This window comes from Pseudomonas sp. TH43 (assembly GCF_016650635.1).
Classification (GTDB): Bacteria; Pseudomonadota; Gammaproteobacteria; order Pseudomonadales; family Pseudomonadaceae; genus Aquipseudomonas.
The window spans coordinates 130,547-155,649 of the sequence record NZ_JAEKFI010000004.1; the positions used below are offsets into that span (position 1 = coordinate 130,547).

Below are 25,103 nucleotides of genomic sequence, written 5' to 3' on the forward strand. Positions count from 1 at the left end.
GTGGCGCGATCGTAACAAGGCGCCTTATGCATTAATAATACTTAAAACTTATTTTTATATTACCAATAGGAATACCTGATCAAAAGATCACTGGCGGCGATGTTTCAGCGCAAGCGGCCATACCCCAATGCTTCAGCCTCGTGCTCATAGTCGAGGACAACCTGATAATCACCTTCGCCTGCCGGCAGCACTTCGGGCAAACCCAGTGTTCGCACCACATCAGGAAGTTCGCGCAGGGCCTGGTTCATCACTTGCCGCAGGAGTTCGACGTGCTCGTCGGTAGCGCTGGCAACCGTGATGAAAGGCAACGTCGGACTGCAAGCACTGCGCGCGAGTACCCGCAAGCCGCTGACCTCTTCAGGCGCGTGTTGCGCAAGATAGGCATAGGTGACGCTGTCGATAGCCGCCAGATCGGCACGTTGGTCGCGCAGCCAGCGCAGACTCTCGCGGTGACCGCCACTGGTGCCGACGGCAGTGAAGAATTGACCGTCCTGTTGCAACGGCGCCAGGCGCTGGCGCAACAGGTTCATGCCACTGTTGGAGTCTTCGCTGTTGATCACCCCACGGCTGTGGCGAAATTCGCCAAGGGTTTTGCGTGAGTCATCGGCTCGGCTGAGAATCAGGCTGCAATGATTGCCGGCACTGGCGTCGGGCAGTTCGTAACGCGGGCGACCGATGACGCGCACCCGCCCCTTTAAAACTGTCATCAGCGGATAGCCGCAGGTTTGCGTGACAAGCAGAGCGGGCGACAGCCAGAGTTGAGGCAACGACAAGCCCTGAGCATTCAACCGCGTATGCCCGAGGTGTTCGAGAATGCGCGCGAGCCAACGCTCATTGGCCACGCGGATGGGCTCAGGGGCGGTATACATCAGCAGTTCGGCGTGGTGCTGGGTCATACACATGTTTCCTGACAACAAATTTCCAACTGTAGGGGCGGCGGTGTTCTTGGGTCAGTGGTAAGGGTGTTGGGGGCTGTCGATCGGTTTGAAGCCATTCTGCCGCCAGAGCTGCCCATACCCGCGCACCAGAAACCCGCCACTGCGCAGCACCCATTGTTCGCGATACAGCCAATAGACCTTGGGCAAGTCGTACCAGGCAAGGCCCGGCAAATCGTGGTGCACCAGATGAAAATTCAGGTTCAGAAACAGCCAGCGCCACGGCCACCCGGCTTCGTTGAGTACGGTACGCATCTCCGGTCGCGCGTGCGGTCGGTGTTCATAGTAGGAGCGGAGCATCGCAATCGACAGTGCCGGCACACTGATCAGCAGCAGGTAATGCCACACCGGCAGTGCACTGTAGCGAGCGATAAACCAGAGCATCAGTAAAGTCAGCGCGCCGTGGGTCAGCCACATCAGCCACGCTTGGCGCTCACCGTTGTTCAATCGTTGCAGCTCCTCCCTCGCCAGCGCAATCAGCCCCAGCGGTGCGCCAATCAGGAAACGCCCCAGTACGGTTTTGTTCAGCCAGTGCAGGCTACGTTCGAACAGCGAACTGCCCTGCCAACCTGCACTGCTCAGGTAACGGCTTTCAGGATCGACACCAGGCACGGTCAAGTCTTCGTCGCGGTGATGCAACAAATGGCTGTCGCGGTACAGCGTGTACGGATACCAAACTGCCAATGGCGCGTAGCCAAGGATTTTGTTCACGGTCTTGGAGCGCGTTGGATGCCCGTGCAGCAATTCGTGCTGCACCGACAGCCACAGCACCAGCAATGGAATCAACAGCAACGTGCTCAGGCCGAGACCGAGCGTGCGGCTATTGAGAAGGATGGCAAACCAGCCGCCATACACCGCGATCAGCAACAACCAGGTCGGCCATTCGCTGCGGGCCGTGAAGCGTTGGCGCAGGGATTCGATATGCAGACGGTGCGCGGCGTCGAAGTAATGAGGCATGGCGTTGCTCGAAACGGGGATCTTCCCCTTCTGTGCAACGACGCCGATAAATCTTGCAGATTATTTTCAGGTTCAGGCGGGAGCCCGAGAACCGGGCTCCGGAAAGGCGTGATCAATGACCGAAGATGTCGACTTTCTTGGCTTTTTTCTCCGCACGTTTTTCAATCGCGGTCTTGGCCGGTTTCTTCTTGTCGGCTTTCTTTGAATTCATACCTTTGGACATGATGGTTACTCCATTCACAGGGCTGTAGGCTCAGGTATACACCTATCCCAAGGCGCGCGTTCTTTTATAATCGCCGCCTCCCCCACCGCCAGTCCGATCCCATGCCAGATACCCAATACAGCCTGCTCGATGAATCTCTTTGGCCGTTGATCAACAAGTTTTACCGCAGCCACCAATCGTCAATGAAAGCGGTGCGCGATGCGCAATTGTGGGTCGCGCGGCGCGGAGAGATTGTGGGCGCGTTGTGTTTGCGGCCGGTGTCCGGCGGGCAATGGTTGACCGGGCTGTTTGTTGATCCGGGGTGTCGTGAACAGGGCGTTGCCGCGCAGCTGATCGCAGCGGCGGTGCAGGATGTGAGCGAACCGGTGTGGCTGTTCTGTCATCCGGATTTGCGCGATTTTTATGAGCGACGCGGGTTCACGTTCGACCCGGCGCTGCCACAAGCGATGGCGGAGCGCTTGAGCCGGTATGCGCGGAGCAAACCGATGATTGCGATGGAGCTGATTCCTGCTCAATCCTGATGTGCAATGCAAAACCAAAGTGGCAGCGAGCCTGCTCGCGAAAGCGCTGGGTCAGTCACAGAACCTGTCACTGAAATTACGCATTCGCGAGCAGGCTCGCTCCCACAGGGGTATGTGCCGGGTCTTGGATCAGTCGTCGGCTGTGGGATCGAGATCCGGGAACATCACTTCGGTAAAACCGAACTTGCTGAAGTCGGTAATCCGCGAGGGGTACAACCGGCCGATCAGGTGATCGCATTCGTGTTGCACCACGCGCGCATGGAAACCCGCGGCCACACGCACGATCGGCTGGCCCTTGGGATCAAAACCTTCGTAGCGAATCTGTTGGAAACGCTCCACCGCACCGCGCAGACCCGGCACCGACAAACACCCTTCAAAACCCTCTTCCGTGAGCGGATTCAGCGGCGTGATCAGCGGATTGATCAGGATCGTCTGCGGCACCGCTTCCGCGTCCGGGTAGCGTTCGCTGTGCTCGAAACCGAAGATCACCAGTTGCAGATCGACACCGATCTGCGGCGCGGCGAGGCCCACGCCACCGACGCTTTCCATGGTCTGGAACATGTCGTCGATCAGTTGCCACAGTTCCGGGCTGTCGAACATTTCCGGCGGCACCGGCGGGGCGATGCGCAGCAGGCGCTCGTCACCCATTTTGAGGATTTCACGGATCATGGTCAGGCTTCGTCAGTGTCCGGCTTGAGCGAGTGATCGCGGCCCAGGCCCGAGACATGTTGTTTGGGTTGTTCATCGAGTTCTCCGGGGACTTTTTCACCCGCGTCCTTGCCCTCGCTGGACATGTGCTCGATCACCGCGTTCATCTCCGCGCCGAGCAACAGCACTGCGGCGGAAATGTAGAAATACAGCAACAGCACGATGATCGCACCGATGCTGCCATACATCGCGTTGTAGTTGGCGAAGGTTTTGACGTAGAACGCAAAACCCAACGAGGCGATGATCCACACCACCACGGCCAACACCGAACCCGGTGTAATAAAGCGGAATTCCTGTCTGACGTCGGGCATCACGTAGTAGATCAGCGCCACGGCGACCATCATCAGAATAACGATCACCGGCCAGCGCGCAATCGTCCACACGGTGACGATGACTTCTTCAAGGCCGACCTGCGCAGCAATCCAGCCCATCACTTGCGGCCCGAGCACCATCAGTGCCGCGGCCACCAGCAGCATGCCGGCGATGCCGACGGTGTAGACAATCGACAACGGAAAGCGCTTCCAGATTGGCCTGCCTTCGACCACGTCATACGCTGCATTCATTGCGCTCATCATCAGGCGCACGCCGGCAGAAGCGGTGTACAGGGCGATGACGATACCCACCGAAAGCAAGCCGCCCTTGGACTGCTGCAACTGATCAATCACCGGGTTGACCTGCTCCAGGGCCTGCGGTGGCAGCACCAGTTCCGATTGCAGGCGCAACCAGGAAAAGAAGTCCGGCAGGTGCAGGAAACCGATCAGGGCAATCAGGAACAGAATGAACGGGAACAGCGAGAACAGCATCTGGTAGGCCAGCGCCGAGGCATAGGTCGACATCTCGTCGTCGACGAATTCAGTGACCGTGCGCACCATCACTCGGTGCAGGGGCAGACCTTTCATGTCTGGAAATATCATTCGCGTCTCCTTTCGCCGCATTACAGGTTGAAGTCGTGGCGACTCAGGGGCCGTTTTTTACATCACGTTAGCCTACTTGGCGACCCTCGGTGGGCGCGCGCAGCCTTTCGACACAAAAACGGCCATCCTTGGATGGCCGCTCGTGTTTTTCGTTCAAGGCTGAATCACACCTTGTCGACGCCTTTCTTGACAGCATCCTTGGCTTTGCCGACTGCTTGCTGGGCTTCGCCTTTTTTCTCTTGAATCTTGCCTTCGGCTTGCAGTTTGGTGTTGTCAGTGGCTTTACCTACGCCTTGCTTGACGTTACCGACCGCTTCGTTGGCCATGCCTTTTACTTTATCGCCTGTGCTACTCATGGTGTTTCTCCTTGGTGCAATTAGGGGGAAAAGTCAGTACGTAATGATTGACCGGGCAGGTTTGCGCCAAGTTTCATTTATTTTTTGCGGGATCATTTCGTCGCGGCGCGCAGGTTAGGCTTTATGTTTGCGTGCGCAGCCCCGAGAATGCGCAATATATGGGCGCCAAGCGCCATGAACCGATCCCGCAGGAATGTTATGAAACTCGATAAAAAGCTCGCCATCGCCCGTAGAAACCAGGAACTGGGCGGCGCCGTGCTCGGCACCAACAACTGCCACTTCGCCGAACTGAACCGTAACCGCAACATCTGGTGGTTCGATTTGCCGGTGACTCGTCTGGCCGTGGGTCAGTACGAGTGGATTCACCTGTTGATGCACACGCCGGCCACCGACGAACTGCTGCACCTGAAAGTGCCGACAGTGTTTTTGCGTGAAAAGCTCGAAGGACTGGTGATCCGCAACGAGGGCAAGCGCAAGGCTGCGTTGAGCCTGGAGTTGAGTGCAGACAAGGATTCGTATCTGCAGGACATGCGTCCGACGGGCACCAACGTCAACTTCGCACCATTCCGTCAATAAGATTGGGGGCGCCTTTTTCCCTCACCCTAGCCCTCTCCCAGAGGGAGAGGGGACTGACCGAGGTGTTTGAGCGAGCCACACCGACCTGAGATATCGAGGCGAACGCAGATCTTGAAGTGCAGATGATCAGCTCCCTCTCCGAGAGGAATAGGGGACTGCCCGAGGTGTTTGAGCGAGCCACATCGACCTGAGATATCGAGGCGAACGCAGATCTTGAAGTGCAGATGATCAGCTCCCTCTTCCTGAGGGAGAGAGGGCTGACCGAGGTGTTTGAGCGAGCCACATCGACCTGAGATATCGAGGCGAACGCAGATCTTGAAGTGCAGATGATCAGCTCCCTCTTCCTGAGGAAGAGAGGGCTGACCGAGGTGTTTGAGCGAGCCACACCGACCTGAGATATCGAGGCGAACGCAGATCTTGAAGTGCAGATGATCAGCTCCCTCTTCCTGAGGGAGAGAGGGCTGACCGAGGTGTTTGAGCGAACCATACCGACCTGAGATATCAAGTCGAACGCAGATCTTGAAGTGCAGATGATCAGCTCCCTCTTCCTGAGGAAGAGAGGGCTGACCGAGGTGTTTGAGCGAGCCACACCGACCTGAGATATCGAGGCGAACGCAGATCTTGAAGTGCAGATGATCAGCTCCCTCTTCCTGAGGGAGAGAGGGCTGACCGAGGTGTTTGAGCGAGCCACACCGACCTGAGATATCGAGGCGAACGCAGATCTTGAAGTGCAGATGATCAGCCCCCTCTTCCTGAGGGCGAGAGGGCTGACCGAGGTGTTTGAGCGAGCCACACCGACCTGAGATATCGAGGCGAACGCAGATCTTGAAGTGCAGATGATCAGCTCCCTCTTCCTGAGGGAGAGAGGGCTGACCGAGGTGTTTGAGCGAGCCACACCGACCTGAGATATCGAGGCGAACGCAGATCTTGAAGTGCAGATGATCAGCCCCCTCTTCCTGAGGGCGAGAGGGCTGACCGAGGTGTTTGAGCGAGCCACACCGACCTGAGATATCGAGGCGAACGCAGATCTTGAAGTGCAGGTGATCAGCTCCCTCTCCGAGAGGGATAGGGGACTGACCGAGGTGTTTGAGCGAGCCACACCGACCTGAGATATCGAGTCGAACGCAGATCTTGAAGTGCAGATGATCAGCTCCCTCTCCCTAGGGAGAGGGCTGGGGTGAGGGGCAGGATTCACCCCAAAATCCAAGCCATGCTCTGCACCAACAAAAAGCCCCGCATCTGCGGGGCTTTTTGGTTTAAGCGGCGGACTTGGCCTTGATCTTCTTCAGCTCTTCGTCGCGCAACTCTCGGCGCAGGATCTTGCCGACGTTGGTGGTCGGCAGCGCATCGCGGAACTCCACCGAACGCGGCACCTTGTAGCCGGTGACGTTGGCGCGCATGTGATCCATCACCGTTTCCTTGGTCAGGGTCACGCCCGGTTTGGCGACGATGAAAATCTTGATCGCTTCGCCCGACTTCTCGTCCGGCACGCCGATGGCCGCGCACTGCAACACGCCCGGCAGGGTTGCCAGCACATCTTCCAGTTCGTTCGGGTAGACGTTGAAGCCAGAGACCAGAATCATGTCTTTCTTGCGATCGACAATGCGCATATAGCCATCCGGCTGAATCAGCGCGATATCACCGGTCTTCAACCAGCCTTCGCTGTCGAGCATTTCATCGGTGGCTTCCTGACGCTGCCAGTAGCCCTTCATCACTTGCGGGCCCTTGATGCACAACTCTCCGATTTCACCCAGCGGCTGCTCGACACCGGCATCGTCGATGACTTTGCACAGGGTCGACGGCACTGGAATGCCGATGGTGCCAATCTGGATGTTCTGGATCGGGTTGACCGTGGCCACCGGGCTGGTTTCGGTCATGCCGTAACCTTCGCAGATCGAGCAACCGGTGACGGCCTTCCAGCGTTCGGCAGCGGCCAGTTGCAGGGCCATGCCGCCCGACAACGTGACTTTCAGCGCCGAGAAATCCAGCTTGCGGAAACCTTCGTTGTTGCACAGCGCGACGAACAGAGTGTTCAAACCGACGAAGCCGCTGAACTTCCACTTCGACAGCTCCTTGACCATCGCCGGCAAATCGCGCGGGTTGCTGATCAGGATGTTGTGGTTGCCGATCAGCATCATCGCCATGCAATGAAAGGTGAACGCATAGATGTGGTACAGCGGCAGCGGCGTGATCAGGATCTCGCAACCTTCATTGAGGTTCGAGCCCATCAGCGCCTTGCACTGCAGCATGTTGGCGACGAGGTTGCGGTGAGTCAGCATGGCGCCCTTGGCCACGCCGGTGGTGCCGCCAGTGTATTGCAGCACCGCAACATCACCGCTGTGCGGGTTGGCTTCGGCGACAGGCTGGCCCTGGCCCTTGCTCATCACATCGTTGAACTTGACGGCTTTGGGCAGGTGATAAGCCGGCACCATCTTCTTCACGTACTTGATGACGCTGTTGATCAGCAGACGCTTTATCGGCGGCAGCAAGTCGGCGACTTCGGTGATGATGACGTGTTTGACGCCGGTTTTCGGCACCACGGCCTCGGCCAGATGCGCCATGTTTGCCAGGCAAACAAGGGCTTTCGCACCGGAGTCGTTGAATTGGTGTTCCATTTCCCGCGCGGTGTACAGCGGGTTGGTGTTGACCACGATCAGCCCGGCGCGGATGGCACCGAAGACGGCCACCGGGTATTGCAGAACGTTGGGCAGTTGCACGGCGATTCGATCGCCGGGCTGCAAGTCGGTATGCTGTTGCAGATACGCGGCAAACGCACCGGACAATTCGTACAGTTCACCGTAGGTGATTGTCTTGCCCAGGTTGCTGAAAGCCGGTTTGTTGGCGAAGCGTTGGCAGGACTGCTTCAACACTGCCTGAATATTCGGGTACTCGTCTGGATTGATGTCGGCAGCAATTCCAGCGGGGTACTTATCCTTCCAAAAGTCTTCGATCATGGAAGCCCACTCCTCAGCAACGCGAATTCTTCACCGCATTTGATGCGATTATTATTGGTGTTTGTTTTGTATTGGTGAATCTGGCTTTTATATAGGCCGAGAAGTCACAAAGCGCGCCGAGAGTAGCAGCTTTGCCAAGGGTCGAATAGAGGGAAAAGCAGCCCATACAGTCATGTTCGTGACTCAAGACTTGCTAACGGTCATTTTAGAGCAAAAATCCTAGAACTCTTTAAAAGCCCCGGAATTTGGGGCTTGGAAGCAAAAGATCGCAGCCTGCGGCAGCTCCTACAGGGGAATGCATTTCCTGTAGGAGCTGCCGAAGGCTGCGATCTTTGTGTTTCTGCGCCCTTAGGCGATATCGCGCAACTCACGGCGCAGGATCTTGCCGACCGGCGTCATCGGTAACGACTCACGCAGCACGATGTGCTTGGGCACCTTGTACGCGGTGAAATTCTCTTTGCAGTACGCCTTCAATTCTTCAAGGCTCACGCCGTTCTCGCGCGCCACTACAAACAGCTTCACCGCCTCGCCGGAACGTTCGTCCGGCACGCCGATCACTGCACAGTTGGCGACTTTCGGGTGAGCCATGACCACATCTTCGATCTCGTTCGGGTACACGTTGAAACCGGAGACGATGATCATGTCCTTCTTGCGATCGACGATACGCACGAAACCGTCCGGATCAATCACTGCAATATCGCCAGACTTGAACCAGCCCTCGGCATCCAGCACTTCCGCGGTGGCTTCAGGTTTGTTCCAGTAGCCCTTCATTATTTGCGGGCCTTTGATGCACAGCTCGCCGCGCTCGCCCATCGGCTGTTCGACGCCGTCATCATTGATGACTTTGAGCTGCGTGCCCGGCACCGGCAGGCCAACCGTGCCCAGGCGTGACTGATCACCGTACGGATTGGTGCAGGCTACCGGAGAGGTTTCGGTCAGGCCGTAACCTTCGGTGATGCGGCAACCGGTCATTTGCTCCCAACGTTCAGCGGTGGCTTTGACCAGCGCGGTGCCGCCGGAGTTGGTGAGTTTCAGGCTGGAGAAATCCAGGGTCTTGAAGTCCGGGTGCTCCATCAGCGCGACGAACAAGGTGTTCAAGCCCAGCAACGCCGAGAAACGCCAGTTCTTCAGCTCCTTGATGAACCCGGCAATGTCGCGCGGGTTGGTGATCAGCACATTGTGGTTGCCGGAAACCATCATGCACATGCAATTCGCGGTGAAAGCATAGATGTGGTACAGCGGCAGTGGCGCGATCATCACCTCCTGGCCTTCGCGCAGCAGTGGCTGGCCATCCGGGCCGAGTTGCGCGAGGCAGGCGCGCACCTGTTGCATGTTCGCCACCAGGTTACCGTGGGTGAGCATCGCCCCCTTCGCCAACCCGGTGGTGCCGCCGGTGTATTGCAGCACGGCGATGTCGTCGAGGCCGACCTTCAACGGCTTGATGCCCAGACCCCGGCCCATGCGCAGCGCGCTTTTGAAGGCGATCGCCTGCGGCAGCGAATAGGCAGGAACCATTTTCTTCACTTTGCTGACCACGGTGTTGACCAGCCAGCCCTTGGCGGTGGGCATCAGGTCGCCCATCTTTGCTTCGATCAGGTACTGGATGTCCGTGTCGGGCAGTACTTCCTGGACTTTCTGGCCGAACATGTTCAGGTAAACCAACGCACGCGCACCGCAATCCTTGAACTGATGGCGCATCTCCCGTGCGGTGTACAACGGGTTGGTATTGACCACGATCAGCCCGGCGCGCAACGCACCGAACACGGCAATCGGGTAATGCAGGACGTTGGGCATCTGCACGGCGATACGATCGCCCGGCACCAGGTCGGTATGCGCTTGCAGATAACCGGCGAAGGCAGCGCTCTGGCGTTCAAGCTCGGCGTAGGTCAGCGTGATGCCCATGTTGCTGAATGCCGGGCGATCCGCGAACTTCTTGCAGGAACGCTCAAACACCTCGATCACCGACTTGAACTCGCCCATGTCGATGTCCAGCGGTACGCCGGCCGGGCGTTTGTCGTTCCAGAAATCAGGTTGCATTGTTCTTGTCCTCTTTACCTGAGCCGATCCGGGCCGCTTTCTGTCATTTCTGAAAAAGCGGAGCTTCACGGACACTAGCAGTTATGGCCATTCAGGCAAATAAGGGCAAAGCCGTCATTGATCGTGTGAATCTTCCTGCCGTGGCGTGGGCTGATCAGACGCGCTATACAATGTCCCGACTCTGAGCAAAGGAATCGCCATGACCCACGACACCCTATGGCTGGATGCGAGTGACCGCAGCCGCCTGTACGTCAATCGCTGGTTGCCGCTCGCGCCGCTCAAAGCGGTGGTTCTGCTGGCTCACGGCATGGCTGAACACAGCGCTCGATACGCACGATTGGCCGACACGTTTTGCGACAAAGGATACGGCGTGTACGCCCCGGATCTGCGTGGACATGGCATTACTGCCGAAAACGGTACCCTCGGGCATTTCGCCGATGACGATGGCTGGTGCAAAGTGGTCGGCGACCTCGCCAGCCTCAATCAACACATCGGCCAGCAACACCCCGGTGTACCCATCATCCTGCTCGGCCACAGCATGGGCAGCTATCTCGCTCAGGGTTATCTGCTGCACCACAGCGCCAGTCTGCAGGGGGCGATTCTCAGCGGCTCGAACTTCCAGCCGGTGGCTCTGTATGGCGCCGCGCGACAGATTGCCCGCTTCGAAAAACTGCGTCAGGGCGGCAAGGGCCGCAGTGCGCTGATCGAATGGTTGTCGTTCGGCTCGTTCAACAAAAAATTCAAACCGGTGCGCACGCCGTTCGACTGGCTGAGCCGCGATCCGGCCGAGGTCGACAAGTATGCCGCCGATCCGCTGTGCGGCTTTCGCTGCACCAATCAGCTGTGGATCGACTTGCTCGGCGGCTTGCAGCAAATCAGCAAAGCGTCCAATCTCGCCCAGATCGACCCGGGCCTGCCGTTGCTGGTGATCGGCGGCGAATGTGATCCGGTGAGTGACGGCAAGCGTCTGACAGATCTGGCCAATGCATTAAGCACAGCCGGCAGCCAGAACCTGCAACTGAAGATCTACCCACAGGCGCGGCACGAATTGTTCAACGAAACCAACCGCGACGAAGTGATCGCCGATGTGCTGGCCTGGATCGACCAGGCGCTGGGCCATCAACGCCCTCACCGCAGCGAATAATTTTTTGTGGATTCATTTAATCCGTCACAGGAATCAAGACCGATGACCCAGGTTACCAACATCCCTTACGAAGCCCTCGAAGTCGGCCAGACCGCCAGCTACAGCAAGACCGTCGAAGAACGCGACATTCAGCTGTTCGCCGCGATGTCCGGCGACCACAACCCGGTGCACCTGGACGCCGAGTTTGCCGCCGCCAGTATGTTCAAGGAGCGCATTGCGCACGGTATGTTCAGCGGTGCGCTGATCAGTGCAGCAGTGGCTTGCGAAATGCCTGGGCCGGGCACTATTTATATCGGCCAGCAGATGAGCTTTCAGAAGCCGGTGAAGATCGGCGACACGCTGACAGTGCGCCTGGAAATCCTCGAAAAACTGCCGAAGTTTCGTGTGCGCATTGCCACTCGCGTGTTCAACCAGCGCGATGAGTTGGTGGTGGATGGCGAGGCTGAGATTCTGGCGCCGCGCAAGCAGCAGACGGTGACGCTGCCGACTTTGCCAGCGATCAGCATTGGTTGATTGATTAGAGGAGTGTCAGTGGGAGCTTTTCCCCCTCACCCCAGCCCTCCCGAAACGTCGGACCGCCCCCAAGGGGTAGAGGGGAAAGGGAGCCGATCTGTGTTGTTCTTGAGATCTACATTCACCTCGGACTGTCAGGTCGATGGACCTCGAATAAACAACTCGGTCAGTCCCCTCTCCCTTTGGGAGAGGGCTAGGGCGAGGGGCTTCTGCTTCTGCTTCTGCTTTCCCGGACACATAAAAAAACGCCAGACTAGCTGGCGTTTTTTGTGGGCTACGAACGCTTACGAGCGTGCGCGAGCCTGGTTACGCAGGGCTTTCACCTGGTCATGGTTGCGTTGTACGCCATGGTATTGGCGCTCAACCAGATCACGAATGCCGACCAGATTGTGCTTGTTGATTTTCTCGATGGCTTCACGATAAGCCTTCAGCGCATGGTCTTCACCGCGCTCGGCTTCGTTCAGCACAGCCTCTTCGTCCTTGCCGGTGAACATGGCTTTGACGTCGACCCAGCGACGGTGCAGGTCACCGCTGACGCTGGTGGAAGTTTCCGGATCGCCGCCCATCGAACGTACGGCCGCTTGCAGTTCAGCAGCTGCGGTCGCGCAATCGGCAGAGCGAGTGACAAACAGGGTTTTCAGTTCTGGATGCTTGATGTCTTCGGCGCAAGTCTTGAACCCTTCCTGACCGTCCTTGCAGGTTTCAATCAGGTCATTGAGTACAGAGATGGCTTCTTTATTCATGTCGGTCATTTTTCAATTCCTTGCGATCGGTGGAAGATGCAAGGGATATTGCAGTGTGCGTGCCAGCTTTTTAAAAACTATAAAACCTTTATAAATCAACAACTTAAAGTTAAATGAACTATCTGTATTGTGGTTATTTGCATGATCTGTCATTTGGCCTGCATGCAGAATGCCTGTATTTTCCACTCTGATTTGAAGCCAGACGATCTCACTGATGAATCCCGAAAAACTCGAACTGCTGATCACCCGCGAAATGCCTTTCGGCAAATACAAGGGTCGGATCATCGCCGACCTGCCGGGGCCTTACCTGAACTGGTTTGCCCGCGAGGGTTTTCCTAACGGCGAACTGGGCGGCCTGCTTGCGCTGATGCAGGAGATCGACCACAACGGCTTATCGGACTTGCTCGAACCGCTGCGCGCCAAACATGGCAAACCCGCCCCGCGCCACTGAAGCGCCCTCCTCTTTAGAGCCAGCCGCCATGCCCGATAACACCCGCCGCGCCCGTGACGAAGCCTTTTGGCAAACGTTCTCCGACCGTTACGACGTTCAACCCGGCCCCGTGAACCTGGAAAACGGTTATTTCGGGCGTATGTCGCGCACGGTGATCGAGGAGTACCAACGTAACGTAGAGCTGATCAACACCAGCAACTCGGTGTACGTGCGCCAGCGGTTCGAGCAACACGACAATCTCGACATCCGTGCACAACTGGCCGAGCTGATCGGCGTGCGCGCACAGAGTGTCGCTTTCACGCGCAATGCCACCGAGGGCTTGCAATCGCTGATCCGCAATTACAACCGCCTGGAGCCGGGCGATCAGGTGCTGATCTGCGACCTTGAGTACGACACGGTCAAGGGTGCCATGCGCTGGCTGGCCAAGCATCGCGGCGTTGAAGTCATTGAAATCGCCCATGCGCATCCGGCGAGCTTCGACAGCCTGCTGGACGCCTACCGTGAAACGTTCATCCGTCACCCGAAATTGAAACTGATGGCCCTGACGCACGTCACCCATCGCACGGGTCTGGTGATGCCGGTACAGGCGATTGCCGCGCTGGCCAAGGAGCACGGGGTCGACATCATCCTTGATGGTGCCCACGCCCTCGGGCAAATCGAGTTCGACTTCGAAGCACTGGGCATCGCCTTCGCCGGGTACAACCTGCACAAATGGATCGGCGCCCCGCTGACACTTGGCTTCCTCTATATCGCCCCGCAGCGCCTTGGCGACATCGACCCGGACATGGGCGAGATGCATTACCCCATCAACGACATCCGCGCCCGCACCTCGTACAGCACACCCAACATCCCGGCGCTGATGACGTTGCCGTTGGTCTTCGAGGAGCATCGCTCACTCGGCGGTGCCGCGGCCAAGGGTGCGCGCCTGAATTACCTGCGTAACCTGTGGGTCAGCGCCGTGCGTCATTTGCCGGGCATCGAGGTGCTGACGCCGGACGATCCGCGCCTTTATTGCGGGATCACGGCGCTGCGTTTCACTCGCCATGACGATCAACAGGCGATGGCCGAGCGTTTGCTCAACGACTTCAATCTGTTCACCGTGGTGCGCACCGGTGCCGCGTGCGGGCCGTGCATCCGGATAACGCCGGGGCTGACCACCACCGCGGGTGAAATGCAATTGCTCACCCGCGCGCTGAACGAACTGCGTTAGTTGGCCTAGACGGTGTATTTGTCGAAGTCCTCGGGCTTGATCTGCGACGACACCGCGAAGGTGTCGATGCCGATGGTCAGGTGTCCGAAGAAGCCGTCTTCATAGGTGTCGCGGCCGATCGGCCACACGGCCAGGGTCGAAGCTTCGCCGCCCATGCCAGCGTAGATGCTGTCCTCGACATTGTTCAGCGCCGCCGAGGCTCGCCCGCGATAGGCTTTGGCATTGAGCACCGAGCGCGAGACGACCTCGGGAAAGTACAACTGGCCGACCCAGGCGACGTTGCGCTCTTCAAGATATTCGCTGCCGGTCACCATGCGCACCGCCACATGAATGTGCAGTGCGCGGCCGGCATAGAAGCCCGGATAGATCGTGGTGAAACGCACCTTGCCTTTTTTATCGCAGAACTGGCTTCCGCGCAGGTAGGTGTCATCGTCGGTACGCGGGATTGAACCGATGGCGTCGGATTCGACTTCAAGGTCCGGGTTGATGCGGCTCCAGCCCGAATACGCGCCTCGCGCATTGCAATGCCAGATATCCACCAGCGCGCCGCTCACCGGCTCACCGGTCATGGCATCGACAATGCTCAGGCGCAACAGCAGTGGCAGACCATCTGCACCTTCGCTGATGTTGCGGCGCAATAGTTGCGGGTTACGGAAATACGGCCCGGCGATTTGTTCGGGGGCCAACTGATACACGGGGTTCGGTGAGGCTGTTGCAGAGTCTCGATCCATGACGCGTTCTCTCTTCCATAAGATGAACGCAGATTAGCGCTACGCAAAAACCTGTGTGCGGTAACTATGTATCGCGTCGTAACGTGCTTTTGTAGGCGCTGCCGAAGGCTGCGATCTTTTGATGCTGGATTTTCTGCGGGCAAAAAAAAACGGTGCACCGACCAAGCGCACCGTAAAGCCGTAGAACACACAACGAAGTGTTTGGTAACAATCAGTCCGGCAGCATCAGTCCAGCAGCGCCAACGCCTCGGCAGTGCATTCTTGAATACGCGCCCAGTCGCCGTTCTTGATCCACTCAGGATCCAGCATCCAGCTACCGCCCACGCACATGACGTTTTTCAGCGCCATGTAGCTCTTGATATTGGCCGGGCCGACGCCGCCAGTCGGGCAGAATTTCACTTCACCGAACGGGCCGCCGAGGGCTTTGATCGCTGCTACGCCACCGCTGACTTCAGCCGGGAACAGTTTGAAGCGGCGATAACCCAGACCGTAGCCTTCCATGATGCCGGAGGCGTTGCTGATGCCTGGCAACAGTGGAATCGGGCTGTCGACGCTGGCTTCGAGCAGATCACGGGTGATGCCCGGGGTGACGATGAATTGCGAACCCGCTGCTTCAGCCGCCGCGAGCATGTTGCGATCCAATACGGTGCCGGCACCGGTCATCAGCTCCGGACGTTGCTCACGCAGGATCTGGATGGCCTTGAGGCCGAACTGCGAGCGCAGGGTCACCTCCAGCGCGGTCAGGCCACCGGCGGCCAGGGCGTCGGCCAGCGGCAGCACGTCCTGTTCACGGGCGATGGTGATTACCGGCAGGATCCGCGCCTTGGCGCAGAGGCTGTCAATCAGGGCAACTTTGTCCGCCATGGAAACGGTCGGGGATGGGATTGTCATAGCGGCTGTTCCTTGGCTCATGGGCACCAGTAAATCTCTAACGTAGGTTGCAGAAACGCGCGCACCGGCATGGCAGCGACGTCGGATGCCAGTGCGGCATTCAGTGTGGTCAGTTTCGATTGACCGGAAATCGACAGAATCTTGTGCCTGGCCGAAGCGAGCAGCGCACGGCTCATGGTCAGACGCTGACGCGGCACGCTCGGCGCCAGCATCGGCCAGCAACGGCGAGTGCCGTCGACTTGCAGTGCTTCAGTCAGATTCGGGCTGCCAGGAAACAGCGACGCGGTGTGACCGTCATCACCCATGCCCAGTACCAGCACATCGATCGGCGGCAGCTCGGCGAGCAAGCGGTCGGCGTTTTCAGCGGCTTGCTCGACGTTCGCCGCAGCACTGTAGAGGCTGAGGAACTGCGCCTTCGCTGCCGGGCCTTTGAGCAGGTACTGCTTGAGCAAACCAGCATTGCTGTCGGCGTGTTCAACCGGCACCCAGCGCTCGTCGGCAAGGGTCACAACGACCTTCGACCAGTCCAGTTCCTGCTTGGCCAGGTGCTGGAAAAACGCGACCGGGCTGCGACCGCCAGACACCACCAGCACGGCGTTGCCGCGTGCTGCGATGGCATCACTCAGTTGCTTGGCCACATTCAGCGCCAGACCTTCGGCCAACAGCACCGGGCTCTTGAATTCGTGAGCGTTCACGCCCGCGGGCAGTTTCACTTCAGATATCGCCATACCACGACCTCCCGTCCCGCGTGATCAATGCAATGGAGCTCATCGGCCCCCACGACCCGGCCGCATACGGCTTGGGCGCGTCACCGGATTTTTTCCACCCGGCGATCAGCTGGTCACACCATTTCCACGCGGCTTCGATTTCATCTTTACGGACAAACAGGTTCTGATTGCCGTTCATCACTTCCAGCAACAACCGCTCGTAGGCATCGGGGATTCGTGCGCTACGCCAGGTGTCGGAGAAATTCAGTTGCAGCGGGCCGCTGCGCAGTTGCATGCCTTTGTCCAGGCCCTGTTCTTTGGTCATCACGCGCAGCGAAATACCTTCGTCCGGTTGCAGGCGGATGATCAGTTTGTTGCTGATCTGCAGGCGCTGCTCCGGGGCGAAGATGTAGTGCGACGGTTCTTTGAAATGGATGACGATCTGCGACAGTTTCTGCGGCATGCGCTTGCCGGTGCGCAGGTAAAACGGTACGCCGGCCCAGCGCCAGTTGCGGATGTCGGCACGCAGGGCGACGAAGGTTTCGGTGTCGCTCTGGGTGTTGGAATTCGGTTCTTCGAGGTAGCCCGTTACCGATTTGCCTTCGCTGTAACCGGCGATGTACTGACCGCGCACAACCTGCGTGGTCAGGCCTTCCGGGCTGATCGGTGCCAGCGCCTTGAGCACTTTTACTTTCTCGTCACGGATGCTGTCGGCGGACAAGTCGGCCGGCGGGTCCATGGCGATCAGGCAAAGCAACTGCAACAGGTGATTCTGGATCATGTCACGCAGTTGGCCAGCCTTGTCGAAGTAACCCCAGCGGCCTTCGATGCCAACCTTCTCGGCCACGGTGATTTCCACGTGGGAGATGTAATTCTGGTTCCACTGGGTTTCGAACAGGCTGTTGGCGAAACGCAGGGCAATCAGGTTCTGAACGGTTTCTTTGCCCAGATAATGGTCGATGCGGTAGGTACGGTTCTCCGGGAAGAACTGCGCCACGGCGTCGTTGACCTTGCGCGAGGACTCCAGATCGGAACCGATCGGCTTTTCGAGGACCACGCGGGTATTTTCCGCCAGACCGACTTTCGCCAGGTTCTCGCAAATAGCGCCGTACACCGCTGCCGGCGTGGCGAAGTAGGCAATCATGCGTTGCGTGCTGCCAGCCAGTTCGGCCAGCGCGACATAGTCTTCGGCCTTGAGGAAGTCGACGTGCAGGTAGGTCAGGCGAGCGAGAAAACGCTCGGCGACGGCTTCGTCCAGCTCTTTGCCGACGTAGCGGCGCAATTCGGCGGCGATGAACGCCATGTGCTGCTGCTCGCTGCCTGCTTCACGGGCCAACGCGATGATGCGCGTGTCCTCGTGCAACAAGTCAGCGCCATCGAGGTGATAAAGGGCAGGAAACAGCTTGCGCAGGGCCAGATCGCCAAGAGCGCCGAACAAGGCAAAGGTGCACGGTTCAACCGTAATCGAAGGCATGATGTTTGTTCTTTTATCAAGTTAAGCTACAAATACCTTTTTTCAAGGCATCACTCAAGGGAAAATGTAGTAATAACCACAACATTTTCGCAAAATACAGATTCCGAGTGGTGGTCGGTCGGAGCCATCAGTAGGATAGGCCACCGTTACGGGCCATATCAAAGGCCCAATTTGCATAGCCCGGCGCAACTTTGCGCAGGTGAATTAGGAATTCCATATGGACCGCGTGCGAAATTTACTGGAACAGATCCAGAGTCGCCTTGAAGACCTGAACAAGGCCGAACGCAAAGTCGCCGAGGTGATCCTGCTCAACCCGCAGCAGGCCACCCGCTTCAGCATCGCCGCCCTCGCCCAGGCCGCGTCGGTGAGCGAACCGACGGTCAATCGTTTCTGCCGTTCATTCGGTGTCAGCGGTTATCCCGAGCTCAAGCTGCAACTGGCGCAGAGCCTGGCCAGCGGCGCGGCGTATGTCAGCCGTGCGGTGGAAGCCGATGACAATCCCGAGGCGTACACGCAAAAGATTTTCGGCAGCGCCATCGCATCCCTGGACAGTGCTTGCCAGGCGCTGGACCCGAACCTGATCAGCCGCGCCGTCGACCTGTTGATTCAGGCGCGGCAGATCCACTTCTTCGGCCTCGGCGCTTCTGCACCGGTGGCGCTGGATGCGCAGCACAAATTCTTCCGCTTCAACCTTGCGGTCACGGCGCACGCCGATGTATTGATGCAGCGGATGATTGCTTCGGTGGCGCACACCGGTGAACTGTTCGTGATCATTTCCTATACCGGCCGCACCCGTGAGCTGGTCGAGGTTGCGCGCATTGCTCGCGAGAACGGCGCTTCGGTGTTGGGTTTGACGGCGGAGAATTCGCCGCTGGCCAAGGCCAGTACCTTGAGCCTGAACATTCCGCTGCCGGAAGACACCGACATCTATATGCCGATGACCTCGCGGATCATTCAGTTGACGGTGCTGGATGTGCTGGCGACGGGGATGACCCTGCGTCGCGGGGTGGATTTCCAGCCGCATCTGCGCAAGATCAAAGAGAGCTTGAACGCCAGCCGGTATCCGGTGGGTGACGAGTTCAACTAAAGACCAAAAGCCCCTCACCCCTGCCCTCTCCCAGAGGGAGAGGGGGCCGACCGAGGTGTCTTGCGCTGTCCATCGACCCGAATGATCGAGTCGATTTTAGATTCAGTACTGCACTTTCACGTCGGCGTAACTCTTAAGCATCCCCCATTCGGTCCCCTCTCCCTCCGGGAGAGGGCTAGGGTGAGGGGCAACAATGTCATCATCATTTCACTAAGCCGCGGCCCACGCCTGCAAGCTCAGATGCGCCTTCTCCCCCGGCGCCAGGTGCAAGCTGTCCGTCCCGCCCGCCGCCGCTTCCACGCAAACAAACTCCAACACCTCATCCCAACTCACGCCCAACAGCGGCCGCGAGCCCGGATGCCAGACCACCGTGTCGGCACTGTCACCGGTATCGATGCACAACTCGCGCTGCCAGGCGTGATCCTTGAGCTGTAATTCGCCGTCATGCTGAAACACTCGCTGACAACCGCCATCAACCCGCAACTCGCCTTCCTGCTGGCAAATCTGGCGGTTCAACTGGTCGTAACCCTGCGCACCTTCGAGCCCAGACAGCGCTATCTCACCGACATCGCCAATACGCCAGTAAGCATGCAAAGCCTGGCTCAACTGGCACGGCATGTCGTCCTGATGCTCGGTGCTCAGGCGTAATTCCATGCGTTCACCCAAGTGTGCGTGCAGGTCGACCTGCCAGTCGCACAGCTGCAATTGCCAATGCAGGCGCACGCCGTCATCGGCGCTGCTGCTGTCGAGCAACTTCCAGTCGAGCAGTCGTGCCCAGCCATGCGACGGCCACGCGTTTTCGCTGGGATGACGGCCATACCACGGCCAGCAAACCGGCACCCCGCCGCGGATCGCACCGACATGCGGCCACTTCGCCGCACACCACAACCACGGCTTTTGCCCGCGCGGCTGAAAGTGCAGCAACTGCGCACCCTGACGACTGAACACCGCCTGACACAGCGGATGATCGATCACCAACACGTCGCGCATCTGATAGCGCTCCCAGGCGAACACCGGTTGTTCGCGCAGGGATTTGAAGAAGCGTTGTAGCGGATGCTCATGCATTTGCCACGGTCCTGAAAATCATGGGGGTACTTATCAATCCTAAAGCCTTGCATAGCACTTTGTGGCGAGGGGATTTATCCCCGCTGGGTCGCGAAGCGGCCCTGAAACCATTCAATGAGGCGTATCAGTCAGACGGCGTTTTACGGATTTGCGACTGCTTCGCAGCCGAACGGGGCGGTGCGACGTTTCGCTAAATCCCCTCACCACAAAAACTCTCCAGCCACAAAAATCATCAAGCAACACATCAGACCTATGTCACAAAAAAAAGCGGACAGCCTTGGCTGTCCGCAAATATGCGCACATAGAGAGGAGCTTATCGCAGACGCGTTAGAACGTAGACTGAATTTTCAGGCCAGCGACCAATGCGTTGTCCACTGCATCCACACCGCCCGGGTGAGTGATGTATTGCAGGTTAGGACGTACGGTCAGCCAGTTGGTGACGTGGAAGCCGTAGTTGATCTCGTAGTTGTATTCGGTTTCACGAATCGGCGAGAACACCGGGTTGTCGTAGTCCGAAACACCGTTGGAAACGTTAAGCAACTCGGCGTTTTTCTTCACGTCGTCGTTGACGTGGATACGCGCCGCGCCGATACCGACGTCATCCTTTGGACGCGCGTCGAATGGGCCTTTGTAGACAAACATCACCGACTGGTAGTTGTCGATGAAGTTGGTGTCTTTGTCGTGGAACGTGGCGTTCGCCGCGATGTTCAGACCGCGCGAAGCATCACCGTTGTGGCTGGTGAGTTGCTGTTGCGCCACGAACCAGTAGCCGCTTTTGCTGCTGTGGGTTTTGTAGGCGTCGCCAGTGGTAGCAGCGTCGAACCCGTTGACGTCTTCGCGAACGTCGTCGGCATCCGCCGTGCTCTTGTAGTAACCGACACGGTATTCGCCCGGCAGGCTGTTGACCTTCGGCGACCAGACCAATTCGACTGGCAGAACAGTACCGGCGGTGCCGCTGCCGCTGAGTTTGAAGCCGTTGCCGTGTTCCAGCTGCGACGGGTTCTGGTTGTACGCACCAATCTGCGCGTAGAGCTCGTCGTTGATGTTGTACTTCACGCGAATCGCGGCTTGGCTAACCGGCCAGTTGTACCAGATGTTGGTCGCCCAGTTACCCACTTGCGAACCGCAGAACGCCAGGTTCTGGAAATCGCACGGGAAGGTGTTGAAGTCTTCGCCTTCGCCGAAGTAACCGGCCTTGACGTCGAGCTTGTTGTCGAAGAACTGGTGCTGAATCCACAACTGGGTCAGACGCACCATGTGGCCACGGCCATACACTTCTTGCGACGAACTCAAGGTGCCGGCACGCGGATCGCCAACGCGATCGTTGGAGATGTTGTAACCGTTACGATTGGTCAGCTGGATCTTCGCCTGGGTGTTATCCCAGCCCCACAGCTTTTGCAGATCGAGTGCCACGCCCAGACCAAACTGGTCGGCGTAACGCGCGGTCTTGTCGTCGTTGTAGCCACCGTGCAGGTTGCCACCGACTTCCCCAACGTAGTCGGCCTTGATGTCGATACCCTGCTCGATCAGCTTGGTCCGCTCACCACCCCAATCGCCGGTCATCCATTTGGAATCGGAGCTGAAGGCATCCGCGGCCATCGCGTTACCGGCCAGCACCAATGCCGCCGCAGCTGACACTTGGCAGATCAACCGGGCATTGACGTGTTTCTTTTTCATCCCTACATCCTCGTCTTTATTGTTATTAACTGTTTTTATCTAACGCGGTTTACATAAATTGCGACGAATGACAAACCATCCACCGCGTGCTCCTTTGTGGGAGCGAGCCCTGTGGCGAGGGGATTCATCCCCGTCGGGCTGCGCAGCAGACCCCGCTTTTATGGGGCCGCTACGCGACCCAACGGGGATAAATCCCCTCGCCACAAAAGCCCTCTCCTACATCAAATATTCAGCGGCCTTTGAATTGCGCCACGTTCGCAGACCGCGCATCGGTCTGTGGTTGGCCGGCAGTGCCGAGGCGCTCACCGGTATTGGCATCAAACAACAACACTTTCGACGGATCGAATTGCAACGTCAGGCTCTCGCCCACCTGCGGTGCCACGTCCGGCGCCAGACGGCAGCAGACTTTGGTTTCATTCAGATTGACGAACACCAGCGTGTCCGGGCCGGTCGGCTCGGTGACCTGCACTTCGGCACGAATGCTTGGCAGGCCATTGCCCTCGCCGTTCGACAGAACGATCTGCTCCGGGCGCAGACCGAGGATCACTTCGCGATCTTCAAGCCCGGCGTCCTGCATGCTCATCGGCAGTTCACAACGCGCCTGACCGCTGTCGAGCAGCGCCAGCAGACGACCGTCCTTGCGTTGCAGACGCAGCGGGATGAAGTTCATCGGCGGCGAACCGATGAAGCTCGCCACGAACAGGTTGGCCGGGTCGTTGTAGATCTCTTTCGGCGTACCGAACTGCTGAATGATGCCGTCCTTCATCACCGCCACTTTGTCGCCCAGGGTCATCGCTTCGATCTGGTCGTGGGTCACGTAGACCGTGGTGGTTTTCAGGCGCTGGTGCATCAGTTTCATTTCGGTACGCATCTCGACGCGCAGCTTGGCGTCGAGGTTGGACAGCGGTTCGTCGAACAGATAGATCTTTGGACGACGCGCCAGGGCACGGCCCATGGCCACGCGCTGTTGCTGACCACCGGAGAGCTGACCCGGTTTACGGTTCAGCAAATGTTCGATCTGCAACAGCTTGGCGACACGCGCGACTTCTTCGTCGATCGCCGACTGGGCCATTTTGCGAATCTTCAGACCGAACTCGATGTTCTCGCGCACGCTCATGGTCGGGTACAGCGCGTAGGACTGGAACACCATGGCGATGTCGCGATCTTTCGGGCTCATGCCGCTGACGTCCTGGTCACCGATCATGATCGCGCCGCCAGTGATGGTTTCCAGACCGGCAATGCAGTTCATCAACGTCGATTTGCCGCAGCCCGACGGGCCGACGAGGATCAGGAATTCGCCTTCCTTGATCGACAGTTCGATGTTCTTCAGGGTGTCCGGCAGGCCGGCACCGTAGGTCTTGTTTACGTTGCGAAGTTCGAGCGTTGCCATGATTACCCCTTGACTGCGCCGGCCGTCAGCCCGCGCACGAAATACTTGCCTGCGACCACATAGACCAGCAGGGTCGGCAGGCCGGCGATCATCGCCGCTGCCATATCAACGTTGTATTCCTTGGCGCCGGTGCTGGTGTTGACCAGGTTGTTCAGCGCCACCGTGATCGGTTGCGAATCACCGCTGGAGAACACCACACCGAACAGGAAGTCGTTCCAGATCTGGGTGAACTGCCAGATCAGGCAGACCATGATGATCGGCGTCGACATCGGCAGAATGATCCGCCGGAAAATCGTGAAGAAACCCGCGCCATCAAGGCGTGCGGCTTTCACCAGCGCATCCGGGATGCTCACGTAGTAGTTACGGAAGAACAGCGTAGTAAACGCCAGACCGTACACCACGTGGATAAACACCAGGCCGGTGGTGGTGCTTGCCAGGCCCATTTTGCCGAGGGTGAACGAGGCTGGCAGCAGCACGGTCTGGAACGGCAGGAAGCAGCCGAACAACAGCAGACCGAAGAACAGCTGCGAACCACGGAAGCGCCAGAACGACAGCACATAACCGTTCAACGCGCCGATGGCGGTGGAGATGATCACCGCCGGAACGGTGATCTTGATCGAGTTCCAGAAGTAACCGTCAACCGTGGCCCAGGCCTTGACCCAGCCGATGCCGCTGACCACGGTTGGCCAGCTCAGCAGGTTGCCGGTGCTGATGTCTTCCGGGGTTTTGAAGCTGGTCAGCAACATGACCACCAGCGGCACCAGATAAAGCAGTACGGCGAGGATCAGCACCGCGTAGATCGCGATGCGACTCAGGCTGATAGCAGGTTTGGCAGCGAGACTAGTCATTGCGCTTGGTCCTCAGCTCGGAATACAGGTAAGGCACGATGATCGCGAGGATCGCACCGAGCATCAGAATCGCACTGGCCGAGCCCATGCCCATCTGGCCGCGACTGAAGGTGAAGGAATACATGAACATCGCTGGCAGGTCGGAGGAATAACCCGGACCACCGGCGGTCATCGCCGCGACCAGGTCGAAGCTCTTGATCGCGATATGCGCGAGGATCATTACCGCACTGAAGAACACCGGACGCAGGCTTGGCAGCACCACTTTCCAGTAGATCATCGGCATGCTCGCGCCATCGATCTGTGCAGCACGGATGATCGATTGATCAACGCCACGCAGGCCGGCAAGGAACATCGCCATGATGAAGCCCGAGGCTTGCCAGACAGCGGCGATCACCAGGCAATAAACCACGCGATCAGGGTCGATCAGCCAGTCGAGACGGAAGCCTTCCCAGCCCCAGTCACGCAACAGTTTGTCCAGGCCCATGCCCGGGTTGAGCAGCCATTTCCATGCGGTACCGGTGACGATCATCGAGAGCGCCATCGGGTACAGGTAAATGGTGCGGATAAAGCCTTCACGACGGATGCGCTGGTCGAGGAACACCGCCAGCAGCACACCAATCACCAGCGTGATGCCGATGAACATGCCACCGAACACCGCGAGGTTTTTGCTCGCAACCCACCAGCGGTCGTTGTCGAACAACCGTGCGTATTGCGCCAGACCGGCCCACTTGTAGTTGGGCAGGAACGTCGAGGTGGTGAACGACAGCACGAACGTCCACAGGATGTAGCCATAGAAGCCCACCAGCACGATGAACATGCTCGGCGCCAGCACCAGTTTGGGTAGCCAGCGCTGCAATGCATCGAACGGCGAGGCCTTGCTGAACACAGCAACAGAACTCATGGGGAAATCCAGAATAAAGATGACAAGGGCATTTCCCTGTAGGAGTGAGCCCTGTGGCGAGGGGATTTATCCCCGTTCGGCTGCGAAGCA

At 58.4% G+C, this 25,103-nt stretch carries 25 protein-coding genes; 7 read left to right on the plus strand and 18 right to left on the minus strand.

Annotation, left to right across the window (positions count from 1 at the left end; all coding sequences use genetic code 11):
- Positions 1-104 precede the first annotated feature (104 nt).
- Both JFT81_RS16895 and JFT81_RS16900 read right to left on the minus strand, forming a co-directional pair.
- Positions 105-896 (minus strand): PhnD/SsuA/transferrin family substrate-binding protein, encoded by a 792-nt coding sequence (locus tag JFT81_RS16895; RefSeq protein WP_201228208.1) that lies wholly within the window; start codon positions 894-896, stop codon positions 105-107.
- 54 nt (positions 897-950) lie between these two features.
- Positions 951-1,892, minus strand: a complete 942-nt coding sequence (locus JFT81_RS16900) for a fatty acid desaturase (RefSeq protein ID WP_201228209.1) — start codon at positions 1,890-1,892, stop codon at positions 951-953.
- A 324-nt stretch (positions 1,893-2,216) separates the two neighbouring features.
- On the opposite strand from JFT81_RS16900, the gene JFT81_RS16905 reads away from it, so the two are divergent.
- Positions 2,217-2,636 (plus strand): GNAT family N-acetyltransferase, encoded by a 420-nt coding sequence (locus JFT81_RS16905; RefSeq protein ID WP_201228210.1) that lies wholly within the window; start codon positions 2,217-2,219, stop codon positions 2,634-2,636.
- 129 nt (positions 2,637-2,765) lie between these two features.
- Here JFT81_RS16905 and def read toward each other — a convergent pair whose 3' ends face one another.
- The 3 genes from def to JFT81_RS16920 form a co-directional block, all read right to left on the minus strand.
- Positions 2,766-3,305: a peptide deformylase gene (gene def, locus JFT81_RS16910; protein WP_201228211.1), complete on the minus strand. Its 540-nt coding sequence runs from the start codon at positions 3,303-3,305 to the stop codon at positions 2,766-2,768.
- 2 nt (positions 3,306-3,307) lie between these two features.
- The gene (locus tag JFT81_RS16915; RefSeq protein ID WP_201147519.1) at positions 3,308-4,258 is read right to left on the minus strand and encodes a YihY/virulence factor BrkB family protein; all 951 of its coding nucleotides are present in this window, start codon (positions 4,256-4,258) and stop codon (positions 3,308-3,310) included.
- A 164-nt stretch (positions 4,259-4,422) separates the two neighbouring features.
- Positions 4,423-4,614 carry a CsbD family protein gene (locus JFT81_RS16920; protein ID WP_201228212.1) on the minus strand — a complete coding sequence of 64 codons (192 nt, stop codon included), beginning with the start codon at positions 4,612-4,614 and terminating at the stop codon, positions 4,423-4,425.
- A 198-nt stretch (positions 4,615-4,812) separates the two neighbouring features.
- On the opposite strand from JFT81_RS16920, the gene JFT81_RS16925 reads away from it, so the two are divergent.
- Positions 4,813-5,190 (plus strand): hypothetical protein, encoded by a 378-nt coding sequence (locus JFT81_RS16925; RefSeq protein WP_201228213.1) that lies wholly within the window; start codon positions 4,813-4,815, stop codon positions 5,188-5,190.
- Here JFT81_RS16925 and JFT81_RS16930 read toward each other — a convergent pair.
- The 3 genes from JFT81_RS16930 to fadD2 all read right to left on the minus strand — a co-directional run bounded on the left by JFT81_RS16930 (position 5,165) and on the right by fadD2 (position 10,181).
- Positions 5,165-6,385 carry a hypothetical protein gene (locus tag JFT81_RS16930; RefSeq protein ID WP_201228214.1) on the minus strand — a complete coding sequence of 407 codons (1,221 nt, stop codon included), beginning with the start codon at positions 6,383-6,385 and terminating at the stop codon, positions 5,165-5,167. The two genes, JFT81_RS16925 and JFT81_RS16930, sit on opposite strands and share 26 nt — an antisense overlap.
- 61 nt (positions 6,386-6,446) lie before the next feature.
- Positions 6,447-8,144: a long-chain-fatty-acid--CoA ligase FadD1 gene (gene fadD1 / locus JFT81_RS16935; protein WP_201228215.1), complete on the minus strand. Its 1,698-nt coding sequence runs from the start codon at positions 8,142-8,144 to the stop codon at positions 6,447-6,449.
- A 348-nt stretch (positions 8,145-8,492) separates the two neighbouring features.
- Positions 8,493-10,181: a long-chain-fatty-acid--CoA ligase FadD2 gene (fadD2, locus tag JFT81_RS16940; protein WP_201228216.1), complete on the minus strand. Its 1,689-nt coding sequence runs from the start codon at positions 10,179-10,181 to the stop codon at positions 8,493-8,495.
- Between the two features lie 199 nt (positions 10,182-10,380).
- On the opposite strand from fadD2, the gene JFT81_RS16945 reads away from it, so the two are divergent.
- Positions 10,381-11,325 (plus strand): alpha/beta hydrolase, encoded by a 945-nt coding sequence (locus JFT81_RS16945; protein ID WP_201228217.1) that lies wholly within the window; start codon positions 10,381-10,383, stop codon positions 11,323-11,325.
- A 42-nt stretch (positions 11,326-11,367) separates the two neighbouring features.
- Positions 11,368-11,838, plus strand: a complete 471-nt coding sequence (locus JFT81_RS16950) for a MaoC family dehydratase (protein WP_053123003.1) — start codon at positions 11,368-11,370, stop codon at positions 11,836-11,838.
- Between the two features lie 284 nt (positions 11,839-12,122).
- Here JFT81_RS16950 and JFT81_RS16955 read toward each other — a convergent pair whose 3' ends face one another.
- The gene (locus JFT81_RS16955; protein ID WP_201228218.1) at positions 12,123-12,590 is read right to left on the minus strand and encodes a PA2169 family four-helix-bundle protein; all 468 of its coding nucleotides are present in this window, start codon (positions 12,588-12,590) and stop codon (positions 12,123-12,125) included.
- Between the two features lie 205 nt (positions 12,591-12,795).
- Here JFT81_RS16955 and JFT81_RS16960 point away from each other — a divergent pair, with 205 nt between their 5' ends.
- Together JFT81_RS16960 and JFT81_RS16965 are read left to right on the plus strand one after the other, a co-directional pair.
- A complete protein-coding gene (locus JFT81_RS16960) occupies positions 12,796-13,032 on the plus strand; it encodes a DUF3820 family protein (protein ID WP_123467122.1) in 237 nt (78 codons plus the stop codon).
- A 28-nt stretch (positions 13,033-13,060) separates the two neighbouring features.
- The gene (locus tag JFT81_RS16965; RefSeq protein ID WP_201228219.1) at positions 13,061-14,242 is read left to right on the plus strand and encodes an aminotransferase class V-fold PLP-dependent enzyme; all 1,182 of its coding nucleotides are present in this window, start codon (positions 13,061-13,063) and stop codon (positions 14,240-14,242) included.
- 5 nt (positions 14,243-14,247) lie between these two features.
- Here the strand turns inward: JFT81_RS16965 and JFT81_RS16970 are convergent, their stop codons facing one another.
- The 4 genes from JFT81_RS16970 to zwf form a co-directional block, all read right to left on the minus strand.
- The gene (locus JFT81_RS16970) at positions 14,248-14,973 is read right to left on the minus strand and encodes an intradiol ring-cleavage dioxygenase (RefSeq protein WP_201228220.1); all 726 of its coding nucleotides are present in this window, start codon (positions 14,971-14,973) and stop codon (positions 14,248-14,250) included.
- Positions 14,974-15,198: 225 nt separating this feature from the next.
- A complete protein-coding gene (locus JFT81_RS16975) occupies positions 15,199-15,864 on the minus strand; it encodes a bifunctional 4-hydroxy-2-oxoglutarate aldolase/2-dehydro-3-deoxy-phosphogluconate aldolase (RefSeq protein ID WP_201228221.1) in 666 nt (221 codons plus the stop codon).
- A 17-nt stretch (positions 15,865-15,881) separates the two neighbouring features.
- Positions 15,882-16,592 carry a 6-phosphogluconolactonase gene (gene pgl / locus JFT81_RS16980; protein WP_201228222.1) on the minus strand — a complete coding sequence of 237 codons (711 nt, stop codon included), beginning with the start codon at positions 16,590-16,592 and terminating at the stop codon, positions 15,882-15,884.
- Positions 16,579-18,045 carry a glucose-6-phosphate dehydrogenase gene (zwf, locus tag JFT81_RS16985; protein ID WP_201228223.1) on the minus strand — a complete coding sequence of 489 codons (1,467 nt, stop codon included), beginning with the start codon at positions 18,043-18,045 and terminating at the stop codon, positions 16,579-16,581. The genes pgl and zwf overlap by 14 nt, the downstream gene beginning before the upstream one ends.
- 226 nt (positions 18,046-18,271) lie before the next feature.
- Between zwf and JFT81_RS16990 the strand changes: the two genes are divergently transcribed.
- Positions 18,272-19,132, plus strand: coding sequence for a MurR/RpiR family transcriptional regulator (locus JFT81_RS16990; RefSeq protein ID WP_171057240.1), 861 nt, complete (start codon positions 18,272-18,274; stop codon positions 19,130-19,132).
- 210 nt (positions 19,133-19,342) lie between these two features.
- Here JFT81_RS16990 and JFT81_RS16995 read toward each other — a convergent pair whose 3' ends face one another.
- The 5 genes from JFT81_RS16995 to JFT81_RS17015 all read right to left on the minus strand — a co-directional run bounded on the left by JFT81_RS16995 (position 19,343) and on the right by JFT81_RS17015 (position 25,013).
- Complete coding sequence (locus JFT81_RS16995; RefSeq protein WP_201228224.1) at positions 19,343-20,197, minus strand: D-hexose-6-phosphate mutarotase; 855 nt, start codon at positions 20,195-20,197, stop codon at positions 19,343-19,345.
- A 327-nt stretch (positions 20,198-20,524) separates the two neighbouring features.
- A complete protein-coding gene (locus tag JFT81_RS17000; protein ID WP_201228225.1) occupies positions 20,525-21,874 on the minus strand; it encodes a carbohydrate porin in 1,350 nt (449 codons plus the stop codon).
- A gap of 229 nt (positions 21,875-22,103) precedes the next feature.
- Positions 22,104-23,264 carry an ABC transporter ATP-binding protein gene (locus tag JFT81_RS17005; RefSeq protein ID WP_201228226.1) on the minus strand — a complete coding sequence of 387 codons (1,161 nt, stop codon included), beginning with the start codon at positions 23,262-23,264 and terminating at the stop codon, positions 22,104-22,106.
- 2 nt (positions 23,265-23,266) lie between these two features.
- Positions 23,267-24,112 (minus strand): carbohydrate ABC transporter permease, encoded by an 846-nt coding sequence (locus JFT81_RS17010; RefSeq protein ID WP_007917872.1) that lies wholly within the window; start codon positions 24,110-24,112, stop codon positions 23,267-23,269.
- Positions 24,105-25,013 (minus strand): sugar ABC transporter permease, encoded by a 909-nt coding sequence (locus JFT81_RS17015; protein ID WP_008082808.1) that lies wholly within the window; start codon positions 25,011-25,013, stop codon positions 24,105-24,107. The genes JFT81_RS17010 and JFT81_RS17015 overlap by 8 nt, the downstream gene beginning before the upstream one ends.
- Positions 25,014-25,103 lie beyond the last annotated feature (90 nt).

Excerpts from the sequence above, each read along its gene's own strand:
- JFT81_RS16895 (WP_201228208.1), bottom strand. The coding sequence starts at position 896 with ATGACCCAGCACCACGCCGAACTGCTGATGTATACCGCCCCTGAGCCC.
- JFT81_RS16900 (WP_201228209.1), bottom strand. The coding sequence starts at position 1,892 with ATGCCTCATTACTTCGACGCCGCGCACCGTCTGCATATCGAATCCCTG.
- JFT81_RS16905 (WP_201228210.1), top strand. The coding sequence starts at position 2,217 with ATGCCAGATACCCAATACAGCCTGCTCGATGAATCTCTTTGGCCGTTG.
- def (WP_201228211.1), bottom strand. The coding sequence starts at position 3,305 with ATGATCCGTGAAATCCTCAAAATGGGTGACGAGCGCCTGCTGCGCATC.
- JFT81_RS16915 (WP_201147519.1), bottom strand. The coding sequence starts at position 4,258 with ATGATATTTCCAGACATGAAAGGTCTGCCCCTGCACCGAGTGATGGTG.
- JFT81_RS16920 (WP_201228212.1), bottom strand. The coding sequence starts at position 4,614 with ATGAGTAGCACAGGCGATAAAGTAAAAGGCATGGCCAACGAAGCGGTC.
- JFT81_RS16925 (WP_201228213.1), top strand. The coding sequence starts at position 4,813 with ATGAAACTCGATAAAAAGCTCGCCATCGCCCGTAGAAACCAGGAACTG.
- fadD1 (WP_201228215.1), bottom strand. The coding sequence starts at position 8,144 with ATGATCGAAGACTTTTGGAAGGATAAGTACCCCGCTGGAATTGCTGCC.
- fadD2 (WP_201228216.1), bottom strand. The coding sequence starts at position 10,181 with ATGCAACCTGATTTCTGGAACGACAAACGCCCGGCCGGCGTACCGCTG.
- JFT81_RS16945 (WP_201228217.1), top strand. The coding sequence starts at position 10,381 with ATGACCCACGACACCCTATGGCTGGATGCGAGTGACCGCAGCCGCCTG.
- JFT81_RS16950 (WP_053123003.1), top strand. The coding sequence starts at position 11,368 with ATGACCCAGGTTACCAACATCCCTTACGAAGCCCTCGAAGTCGGCCAG.
- JFT81_RS16955 (WP_201228218.1), bottom strand. The coding sequence starts at position 12,590 with ATGACCGACATGAATAAAGAAGCCATCTCTGTACTCAATGACCTGATT.
- JFT81_RS16960 (WP_123467122.1), top strand. The coding sequence starts at position 12,796 with ATGAATCCCGAAAAACTCGAACTGCTGATCACCCGCGAAATGCCTTTC.
- JFT81_RS16965 (WP_201228219.1), top strand. The coding sequence starts at position 13,061 with ATGCCCGATAACACCCGCCGCGCCCGTGACGAAGCCTTTTGGCAAACG.
- JFT81_RS16970 (WP_201228220.1), bottom strand. The coding sequence starts at position 14,973 with ATGGATCGAGACTCTGCAACAGCCTCACCGAACCCCGTGTATCAGTTG.
- JFT81_RS16975 (WP_201228221.1), bottom strand. The coding sequence starts at position 15,864 with ATGACAATCCCATCCCCGACCGTTTCCATGGCGGACAAAGTTGCCCTG.
- pgl (WP_201228222.1), bottom strand. The coding sequence starts at position 16,592 with ATGGCGATATCTGAAGTGAAACTGCCCGCGGGCGTGAACGCTCACGAA.
- zwf (WP_201228223.1), bottom strand. The coding sequence starts at position 18,045 with ATGCCTTCGATTACGGTTGAACCGTGCACCTTTGCCTTGTTCGGCGCT.
- JFT81_RS16995 (WP_201228224.1), bottom strand. The coding sequence starts at position 20,197 with ATGCATGAGCATCCGCTACAACGCTTCTTCAAATCCCTGCGCGAACAA.
- JFT81_RS17000 (WP_201228225.1), bottom strand. The coding sequence starts at position 21,874 with ATGAAAAAGAAACACGTCAATGCCCGGTTGATCTGCCAAGTGTCAGCT.
- JFT81_RS17005 (WP_201228226.1), bottom strand. The coding sequence starts at position 23,264 with ATGGCAACGCTCGAACTTCGCAACGTAAACAAGACCTACGGTGCCGGC.
- JFT81_RS17010 (WP_007917872.1), bottom strand. The coding sequence starts at position 24,112 with ATGACTAGTCTCGCTGCCAAACCTGCTATCAGCCTGAGTCGCATCGCG.
- JFT81_RS17015 (WP_008082808.1), bottom strand. The coding sequence starts at position 25,013 with ATGAGTTCTGTTGCTGTGTTCAGCAAGGCCTCGCCGTTCGATGCATTG.